The organism is Piscibacillus sp. B03, assembly GCF_052246295.1.
GTDB lineage: Bacteria > Bacillota > Bacilli > Bacillales > Alkalibacillaceae > Piscibacillus.
Window position 1 is genome coordinate 1 of sequence record NZ_JBQQCO010000041.1, and the last position, 9,654, is coordinate 9,654.

Sequence of the window (9,654 nt, forward strand, 5' to 3'; positions counted from 1 at the left end):
AAGCGGTTAAAGGAGATGAACCGATAACCTATAAACGAAAACAGTTGATTGAGCAAATTAAACCACATAAAAAATATTTCACGACATTTCGAGATTGGGATCATTATGCTAAACAACATAATCTACCAAGAAGCTATCATTTAAGGTATCTGTTTGGAACATGGGAAGATGTCAAAGCAGCTGTTCACCAACAGCCAAAACCCAAAAAACAATACACTGCAGACGAACTGATTCTCATTGCTCGTCAACATGAACATCATTTCACATCACGTAACAAGTGGGATGAGTACGCTAAGAAACACGGACTTCCTCCTAGCCACCGTTATATTGGCCAATTTGGAAGTTGGAAACACGCTAAACGTGAGAAGCGGAATCGACATCTTGCAACATAAAAAAAGCTCCGACTTTTGTCGGAGCTAAAATTTTATACTTGTTCTTTCTCTAAGCTATCTAACGTCATGAAAATCTTATCTAGTGTACGTAACTGCACACTGCCATGACCTCTTTCGACCTTAGATAACGTCATAATGGAGAAAGAGCGGTTGATTTTCACTGAATGCTGAACTAAGTCTTGTTGTGTTACACCTAATGCTATACGCTTTTCTATAATCCACTTAGATACGCACTGTGAAAAAGTCAGAGGTTCGTTTGTAGATAATAGTCGTTTTAACATGTCATAGTGATGATTCATTACGCTCTTCCTCCTTCACTCCCCAGTTTTTGTTCTAGGATTCGCTGATCTTTTTCTCTCATTCCCTCAAACATCTTCTGTTCACTTTCTAAATCCATTAATACAAAGTCAACACGTGTCGATTTCACATCACGAAAGAGAGTGACCTCATCCCAACTTAAATAGCCTTTCTGACATAATTCTTTGAGTTTAGTTGTGCTGATTTTCGGATGATGGATAAAAGGTTCTTCACCTAATTCGTCTAGTACTTGATAGCGATTAAATTTAAGTGGTGATCCCACTAACTTAATTGAGCCAAATTCATGTTCAACTTTACCTTCTTCATTTAACACCGAGCACTCAAGTAACCGCTCTTTTAAGGCTTCATACTCTTGCTCGTACTGTGTTTGGTTAATCGAAGCAAAACGATACTCTAAAATCGCATCATCCATCGATGTAAAGTCTTCTCGAGGCGATTCTGTCGTTTCCTGATTAAAAGATTTACCAAACTTATTGAAGTAAGGTCGTGGTGTATAAGTGCGATCTAATGCATAGGGTTCTAGCGATGGATAATCATCTGATTTCTTAATCTGAGCCGCATCAAGATCAAGTACACGTTGTTTCACTAATACGTCTACAGATAGGTAATCTGTTAAATGATCTAACAACCCTTCGTAATCCCACTCCCAAATAAATTTTGGGACAAAACGTGCCACCAAGTTATGACCATCAAATTGAAAACGTCGTCCTTCATACTCATAAAGTTTATTTCGCATGAACGATTTACAAACTTTTATTTGTTCTTCCTCTTGCTTTTTACGTGCATATTTACCCGACTTGATGTAATCCTCGAATAAACGTGCAGAATCTGGTATATCTCCTTTAAATACCTCGTGTTCAAAAGCAGCCTTATAATGTTTCATTTGTTGTGTCAATGTAATCCTCTCCTCTTCATTAAGTCGTTTGATTAAGTGCATGAACGCGTTCACGCTGCATAATAATGAGAACATCTAAAAATAGTTGTTGGTCATTGGAGAAAGTTACTTGTCCATTCTCCATTTTGAGTCGCAGCTTTTCACCAGAATCATAGACCAATACTTGGTCCATATGTTGATACTGATTAATAAACGCTAATACACTTGTATACTGGCCAATAGAACGATCCACCACATCATCATTCTGAAGTGCGACAACGCTATAAGTTGTTAAGGACGTTTGTACGTTATGGCCTCCCCCTTGCTCTACTGTTGGCAACAAGTTAAAGGCGATTTTAAATAACATCTCACGACATTCATGATCGTTTAAACGCTCAACCAACTCGAAACGTTGATAATCGTCCTTAGCGGTTACAAACTTTCTGTAAACCTTATCTAGCGACTTACGGGCCATGATTTATCCTCTCCTTCAAGTTGATTATCTGCATAAGAAAAGAGATCGACTTGTGATGGATTTATCGTTTCCTTCACTCGTTCGATCTCTCGCAAACAATCGTATAGTTGTTGTTGATTAAAATGACCACGACGGTGCATGATGGTATGAGTTGGCAACGTTAGAATTTGAACGTTCCCATGTTTGTACATACCTGGCACACCAGCGTTATCAGCAATTTGCCTAATAGTAGAGGTTTTCAGCTTTTCGTTTAAGTGATATTCAACCCCTGTAAATGATTTGGTTGGATAGCTATTAAATAACATATCCAATAAGTAATACATAACATCCAAAGGGACATCACTTTCAAAATGATAGCCAAACCATTTCTTGCCTTCACGCTGATTGGTCATGGCCCGAATGCGAACGTAAGACTCTTTCACATTCCACAACAACCCTTCCTTCGTTGGAACAAATCGAAATGCTCGCATATGCTCCGTTAATTTTTGAGGTTTAACAGGAAGAAAAACACTGATCCTATACACCTCATCACACCCTTTCAAAAGTAGTATTATATTCCATTCCTTTAGTCCAGGCATAAAAAAAGAGCCCTTGAGACTAACGTTTAATAAAACGATAGCCCAAAGGCTCTTGTATTTACTGATATAAGCACACTTCACGTAGGGGAAGTGTAATAAAAATTAGACATAGGAAATAGAATATATGAATATTATAGCGAATTTAGGTATGTTAATCAACATTGTCATCTCGCAAAATTTTTGGTATCTCGAAGACGATGTTTTCGTTTTTTTCAGATATAGCCAATATTCTCTCTACATCCTCGTGATCCAATACATATTCATTATATATTGGCGCTTCTGTTAACATAAGTTGGATATAAGTCTCAAATTCTGATAGTGGTTGTTCTTTTAATTTAGACAATGTAACATCAAAATGCTCTGGACCAAAGCTTCTTGGCTTCATTTGCAGGATTCTTACACTTTGGACGGCGGTATATTTATCAATTAAAAAATATTCTTCTATTAGTTTATAGTACATCTTTTGGGAACTCATATACATATTATCTCCACTCGCTACAAACTGATAAAACACATGTTTCACCCCTTCTCTCATAAACAATTCGGTGTTAATTTAAATTTTATAAGGTGAAACTGCAACTTTTATCAATTTCTTGATATTTTATGAGATATTTTAAACATTATAACATAAACAAGGACTTTTAACCTACAAAATGGTAAAAATATACGGTAAATTTTCAGAAATTAATATCATTATAAATAAATTAACATAAAAACCTCTTCTATAACTGAAGAGGCTTCCTCTTTAATGGAATCTTAATAGTTCTAAGTTCCATTTATGGTTTGGCTCTGTTTTAACTCATTTCAATTGACTTTTTTATAAATTTTTCAAGATATCCTCGATAACTAGGTGAAGTTTTATAGGCATAATAATGACGATGACACAAACCCAAACTTTTAACAGTAAGATTGCAGCTATCTACGGAACATACTTTTAATTTTCTGCGAGGTTTGTATGTGATATGAACATCTCCATGACGTCTTAGTCTCGTGTAGTGTTTATCGCAAAGTTGTTTTCGATGTACCTTTATTGGATTTGAGCATCCTTCAATACAGCATTTGTTATTACTCATTGTGTTCACTCCCTGTTGTTAAACGTATTACTTATTCGCCCATATTCCTAATTCTTTTTCTCGAGCTTCTTCTTCAATTGATTGAAACGATTCAGCGTAAGACGTATCTGGTTCAAAAATAGCAACCTTTGCTAAGCCTTCACTTAATAATAATTCTTGAACCATACGACCATCTTCTAAATACACATAAAACAGTAGACGACCATAAGGGTCAGTTTCAGAAGTATCTTGCTCTAAATAAATAGTATCACCTGGTTGAATAATTGAATTCATAAAGTCCAGCGCTTCTTTCCCATAAGGTTCTGGTTCACAATCACTCTCATGGCAAATTTCTGGTGTGTTAATTAAAATGTAACGTACTCGATACTCTCCATTATCAGTGATAACATCTTTCGAATATCCATATTCGTCTAGATTCGGAATAAATACAATAGATGTATCACCATCAACATGACGAATTAGCTCTCCCTCAATTTTATCAGTCGAGATATCATCTTTTATGTTATCTGTTGCCTGTTCATTATTTTCGTCTGTTAGTTCATTTGATACATGTTCTGGATACTCTAAAACCATTTCTCCTTCACAAGCGCTAAGAAATATTATACTGGAGAATAATAAAGTTAACCATTTAAAATAGTATTTCATATGTATGACCAGCCCCTATCATTAAAAAAAGTTTGTATCATAATAAATGTGGGAAGCGTTTTGCTCCCCACACTTTCATTTAATTAGAACGATAAAAGTCGAATTCATCCAATACAAAACCGATGATATCTACTTCTACCACATCTTGTTTGACGGTCCCATTTTCCCACTCAGCTGTAAACACAAATACAACCCCGCCTTCACGAAGACGATTGTGGGAATCAGACATTTGTTTGTCATACACTTCTCATAAATAAGTGGGATGAGGTTCAGCGTTAAGTTCTTCCACTAGATCTAATATACTACCATCCATCAAGTGACCAACAAAATTTACTTCAACTGACTTAATAGGTTGATCTGTAACTTTTGCTATAGTTTTGAACTTCTCTCCACTATAAAATTGATGGCTACTATTACTTTGCTCATTATGGTAGTCAGCCCACTTTTCAGTATGTTCCACAGAACCTTCTACAATTAATTCTCTTACATTGATTTGTTTCGTAAGTGTATTACCTTCTACATCAAGAGTAACGATATACTCACCATACAACGCATTAGAAATCGTACCATTCCATGAAGATTGGGTTGATGAATTTCCTTCCGGATCAACAATCGTCCACTTTACATCTAAATCCTGTTGACGATCTCCGTAATCCGTTTGGTTGGCAATTAATATATCATCGCCTTCATAAGCCGGTTTTGGACTATAATCAAAGCTTAGTTTTAAGATATCGTAGTACCCTGAGATATCACGACTGACATTACCAACATTATCTTCGGATTCAACTTGTATTCGGTTACGACCAATTTGGTTAATCGCAATGGTTTCTTTAGTTCCGTTTTTCCAAGAACTCCAGCCACCCCAATCACCATCATTTTCTATACGATACCTGAAGCGTTTGACACCAGAATGCGAATCGCTAACCGTAATATCAACGTCATGCTGACCTTCAGACCAATTTAAAGATCGTGGTTCAAAAGATGTTGTAGGGCCTCTACCATCTGTTCGAACAGTCATCCCCGTATTATTCCACGAATAATTGTCACTCCAATTCTCGGCGTTATCACGATACAAACTATATACATGATAATAATGGCCATGTGATTTAGGAGTCACTGTGAAGGTTACTTCTTTTGTACGACCGCTACTAGACTCGTAAGTTCTCTTAGCAGAATTAAATGTTATATGGGAACTTGTGTTGTAATTATTAAGATGGGTAGAGTTGCTACTATTCCAACCATGATAAGCACGTGCTAAATCGCTGCCTTTTAACTGTAAATACGTTCGCCATATTTTGGAATGGTAATCATATCCTCTTAAACGTATTGTGACGCTTTCATTTGGCTTAATCCAATAATTACTTCCATTTTTGTAAGTGTGTCCTGTTATACTGTTAGAAGAATCGTTAGGATCTGTCTTATCAATATAATAATAGCCGGAATATTTATTCCTCACATTTCCTACATTGTCTTCAGCTTGAACATGAATTCGATTTTGTCCTTGTGATGTTAAGTTAATGTTTGTGCTAGAGCTATTTATCCAAGAACTATAACCACTCCAAGAACCATTCTGATAAGTACGATATCGAATACGTTTGACACCAGAATGCGAGTCACTAGCACTCACTGACACTGAGACATTTGAATTAGTCCAGTTTTTAGAATTCGGATTTAACGATATAGAAGGCGCAACTCCATCTACACGTAACCTTCCATCATTGACGTAACCTCTAGTATTATTGACGTTATCTTGATAGTATCTTTGGATTTGGTACGTATCCCCGTGTTGCTTTGGAGTCACTTTCCACCGTACTCGACCATAATCACCATTTTGATCTCGATACGCAGAATCAACACTTACACGACTGCTTGTTACTTGCTTATGATGATCTGAAGACCCATCAGCAAAATCATGACGACTTCTAACCTCAATGTTTCCATTTCTCATTAAACGCATATATTGATATTTGTTACCAGAATGTGGGTCATGTTGTTGAAAACGTATAAAGACGCTATCATTAGGTTTAGTCCAATAATCATTACCGTTTTTATAAATATGTGACCATATGGTTGTATCGGAATGGTTAGGTGCAACCCCATCTACTTTTAGATTCATTCCTGTATCATTATATCCTCTTGTGTTTCCAGCTTGGTCGGTATAATAATAGTGGACATTAAAGTGATCGCCATGATTAGATGGCTTAACATACCAGTTTACACGACCATATGAAGTGTTTTCTGTCCTACTTGCAGAATCAATACTAACCTTATTACTGGTATAGAACTGATAATTATTTGAAGTAGAACTATCGAAATTATGTCGTGAACGAACATCAACACCACTACCATATAGACGTAAGTATTGATATTTGTTACCTGAATCGACATCGCGTTGTCTCAGGTTTATCCGTACGGTGTCATTAGGAGTCGTCCAATAATTATTACCATCTCTGTATTTATGAGAGTACATGCCATCAAAAATATGAACAGGAGGCTTGTCCTCTGGATCAAAAGATAATCGAGCTTGGTCCCCTCCAAAATGAACATAGGTTGAGGCCACCCATCGTGTGTTGTTATTATCATGAGGTGATCGGACACCGTACCAAACAGCAACTTCATCTTCATTTTGTGTCACTCTAGAATAAGTATAGCCTGTATTAAAGTAGCCACGACTATAACCCGACTCTGTCGATCGTGGGTATGTTCGGCGAATGACATCATTACTTCCTAGCATCACAAGATTATTAGCATCCTGTCCACTAGATAAACGAATGTCGCCCCCTTTGTAATCTAAACTATTAAAATTAAAGGGAACAACTAGCTCCGTATAGACAACTCGACCGCCTACTTCTTTCACTAGATAAAGCTCCCATGTTCTAGGTTCACCTGGATCTGGGAATAGTTCTTCAATCGGTAAAAAAGCATCGAACCCTGTGGATTGATATTTCATGTTACAGACCGTGTTGTTTACGTCGCGTGTAGACTCACTACACGTTGGCCACGATCCACCACGGTTATACGCAACATCATTTGTCGCATTTAAATTTCGCATTCGTGTCCCAAACACCTTTGTTTCTCCACTCTTACTATCAACCGCAGCAATATATGTAGACTGGTTACTAGAATAGTGATGTCGATGACCTAATAAAATTGACCAACCACGAAATTCTATATAATCACGTTTTCCCTTACCAAAGTCTTTAGAAACGATTCGATAGCCATTGTTAAGATACTTTTTATTATAAACATCATATACTAATTGCCTCCCGGATTCCCATGAGTATTGTTTACTTCCATACAAGTTATCCCAATTCCGTTTAATAGAACTTGGAACGTCATAAGGTCCAGAAGCACTATGTGAAGTAGGCATATCGATTACTATAAAAATTGATACAACTAATAATAAGCTTAATAACTTACTATATTTTTTCATTTTGACCCTTCCCCCACCAGTCAATTATTCATATGTGTAAGAAGCGGCTCGTCTTACGATTTGTTCTTTATCACTATTAGGAAAGAAACTATCAACTTCTGTTTCTACTATTACTAAGATAGTAGGATGAAGGATGGTATCTTCAAAATTAACATTAAGTGACTCATATTCATGAGGAAATTCATCAACAGTATTAATGTCAAAAAAATGTATTTCCACAATCCTATAATTTTCTGGTGTTAACCCTGTATTTATTTCAAGTGTTTCAATGAAAGTTTCTTCCGCTTCATCTTGATTAAATACAATATCCCCTTCTGATAAAGCCTCAACATCCAATTGTAAAGCAGCATCATGAACAGCAACCTCTAAATCTTCTTTCAAATAGGTAGTAGCACGACTTTGTTGGCTAATATAGACGTTTGTGACCATCAATAAAATTGAAATTAATGTTACTAGAATCATTCGTAGCATCTCTGGCATATTCGTTCACCTCATTTAGGAGGGGTTAAACTCTGACATAATTGTTTTAGATACTGTGTAAGTATCTTTTAAGTCAGAAAAACGAAACAAATCCATTACATGTGTTATGGGTTGAGGAATGGTAACGGATACCTCAAGTCGTTCCCCTCTTGGTACAACGTCTTCAGTACCTGTGATCTCAATTACATCTGGATCATACCCATGAGTATCAACTAAAAATGATTCCATCGTTTGATAAATGCTTTCGTCATATCTTCCTTGTAGTGCTGCTTCTTTTTGACCTTCGTAAATAGCCATCATTAACGTTTCTTCAACTTGTGTCGCATGACTATATAGAATCCCTTGAAACGTTGACCACAAAATAAGTGGTAATAACAATATCATCGCTAAATGATTCCCCATAGATATTGCCGCCCTTTCCTCGAAGTGTTTGAAACAAAGCACCTAAAGGATAACCCTAAAGGTGCTCTATTCCAAACAAGTTAGTTAGTTCCGCCATGACCTCCAATTTCTGTTGAATTGATCTCACTTTCTACCTCGTTTCCCTTATCCTGTACCGCTGGCCATAATACATTAGTGAATACCAACGTAAAAATAGCTGCCACAGCTAACAACCCTAAAATTTTACCTGCAATTGAATCCATATTAATTAACACTCCTTTAAATTATTAATGATTTCAGTTTTTATTGTAGTTACGGTGTCGTTGATCCGTGATTTTCAATGTTTGTTGATTGAATCTCACTTTCTACCTCGTTTCCCTTATCCTGTACCGCTGGCCAAAGGACATTAGTAAAGACCAATGTAAAAATAGCGGCTACTGCTAACAAACCTAAAATTTTACCTGCAATTGAATCCAATTGAAATACCTCCTTTCTAAAGTGATATATATTTCAAATAATGTCTAAAATAGGACATCATTTTCTAAATGTAGCAATGTGATACTTGTAAATATCAAAATTAGCCATAGAATTTGAATAAAGATGGTTACCCCAAAGAAAATTAATACATAGGTTTTTTTTCTTAACTGGTTTTCTAGTTCTTTTTTATAGAAAGATTCATGATAAACTTCTGATTCATTCTCTAGTATAGAAATAGCTTCTTCTTTACTAGCACTATCGAGTCTAACTAGCACCTCTCCAAGCGTTTTGGCTCCATTTGTTCCTATCGCTTCACCCATTACATACTTCGCTTTTTCTGGTTCCGTCATCCACAGAGATAAAAAGCGAGATAACGGGTTCTGTATATGTTGAAATGTAGAAACGCGATCCCTTAACAAACCATATAAGTTGATTTCCTGTCCAGGTTGTAAAGCGTGTAAGTCTGCTTTCAGGATGTCGTATAAGGTAAATATCTCTATCTCTTGTTTACGTTTTTTTATATTGATG

The 9,654-nt window shown here is 36.3% G+C and carries 13 protein-coding genes and 1 pseudogene; 1 reads left to right on the forward strand and 13 read right to left on the reverse strand.

Annotated features, from left to right (window positions below):
• Positions 1–392, forward strand: a 392-nt coding sequence (locus ACTWQB_RS16240) for a hypothetical protein (protein ID WP_443140210.1), incomplete at its 5' end; no start/stop codon positions are given.
• Between the two features lie 32 nt (positions 393–424).
• On the opposite strand, the gene ACTWQB_RS16245 is transcribed toward ACTWQB_RS16240, so the two are convergent.
• The 13 genes and pseudogenes from ACTWQB_RS16245 to ACTWQB_RS16305 form a co-directional block, all read right to left on the reverse strand.
• A complete protein-coding gene (locus ACTWQB_RS16245) occupies positions 425–691 on the reverse strand; it encodes a hypothetical protein (RefSeq protein ID WP_443140211.1) in 267 nt (88 codons plus the stop codon).
• Positions 691–1,605, reverse strand: a complete 915-nt coding sequence (locus tag ACTWQB_RS16250) for a hypothetical protein (RefSeq protein ID WP_443140212.1) — start codon at positions 1,603–1,605, stop codon at positions 691–693. The genes ACTWQB_RS16245 and ACTWQB_RS16250 overlap by 1 nt, the downstream gene beginning before the upstream one ends.
• 19 nt (positions 1,606–1,624) lie before the next feature.
• Positions 1,625–2,059 carry a hypothetical protein gene (locus ACTWQB_RS16255; RefSeq protein ID WP_443140213.1) on the reverse strand — a complete coding sequence of 145 codons (435 nt, stop codon included), beginning with the start codon at positions 2,057–2,059 and terminating at the stop codon, positions 1,625–1,627.
• Positions 2,041–2,583 carry a hypothetical protein gene (locus tag ACTWQB_RS16260; protein WP_443140214.1) on the reverse strand — a complete coding sequence of 181 codons (543 nt, stop codon included), beginning with the start codon at positions 2,581–2,583 and terminating at the stop codon, positions 2,041–2,043. The genes ACTWQB_RS16255 and ACTWQB_RS16260 overlap by 19 nt, the downstream gene beginning before the upstream one ends.
• 205 nt (positions 2,584–2,788) lie before the next feature.
• The gene (locus ACTWQB_RS16265; RefSeq protein ID WP_443140215.1) at positions 2,789–3,097 is read right to left on the reverse strand and encodes a hypothetical protein; all 309 of its coding nucleotides are present in this window, start codon (positions 3,095–3,097) and stop codon (positions 2,789–2,791) included.
• Positions 3,098–3,737: 640 nt separating this feature from the next.
• Positions 3,738–4,283 (reverse strand): thermonuclease family protein, encoded by a 546-nt coding sequence (locus tag ACTWQB_RS16270; protein ID WP_443140216.1) that lies wholly within the window; start codon positions 4,281–4,283, stop codon positions 3,738–3,740.
• Positions 4,284–4,434: 151 nt separating this feature from the next.
• On the reverse strand, positions 4,435–4,584 hold the full coding sequence (locus tag ACTWQB_RS16275; RefSeq protein ID WP_443140217.1) for a hypothetical protein: 150 nt from the start codon (positions 4,582–4,584) through the stop codon (positions 4,435–4,437).
• Positions 4,585–4,602: 18 nt separating this feature from the next.
• Positions 4,603–7,788, reverse strand: a complete 3,186-nt coding sequence (locus ACTWQB_RS16280; RefSeq protein WP_443140218.1) for a hypothetical protein — start codon at positions 7,786–7,788, stop codon at positions 4,603–4,605.
• 24 nt (positions 7,789–7,812) lie between these two features.
• Positions 7,813–8,268, reverse strand: a complete 456-nt coding sequence (locus ACTWQB_RS16285; protein ID WP_443140219.1) for a hypothetical protein — start codon at positions 8,266–8,268, stop codon at positions 7,813–7,815.
• Positions 8,269–8,283: 15 nt separating this feature from the next.
• Positions 8,284–8,670: a hypothetical protein gene (locus ACTWQB_RS16290; RefSeq protein ID WP_443140220.1), complete on the reverse strand. Its 387-nt coding sequence runs from the start codon at positions 8,668–8,670 to the stop codon at positions 8,284–8,286.
• Between the two features lie 80 nt (positions 8,671–8,750).
• Positions 8,751–8,912, reverse strand: a complete 162-nt coding sequence (locus ACTWQB_RS16295) for a hypothetical protein (RefSeq protein WP_443140221.1) — start codon at positions 8,910–8,912, stop codon at positions 8,751–8,753.
• Positions 8,913–8,961: 49 nt separating this feature from the next.
• On the reverse strand, positions 8,962–9,126 hold the full coding sequence (locus tag ACTWQB_RS16300) for a hypothetical protein (protein ID WP_443140222.1): 165 nt from the start codon (positions 9,124–9,126) through the stop codon (positions 8,962–8,964).
• A gap of 44 nt (positions 9,127–9,170) precedes the next feature.
• A pseudogene (locus ACTWQB_RS16305) lies at positions 9,171–9,654 on the reverse strand (hypothetical protein); the annotation flags it as partial.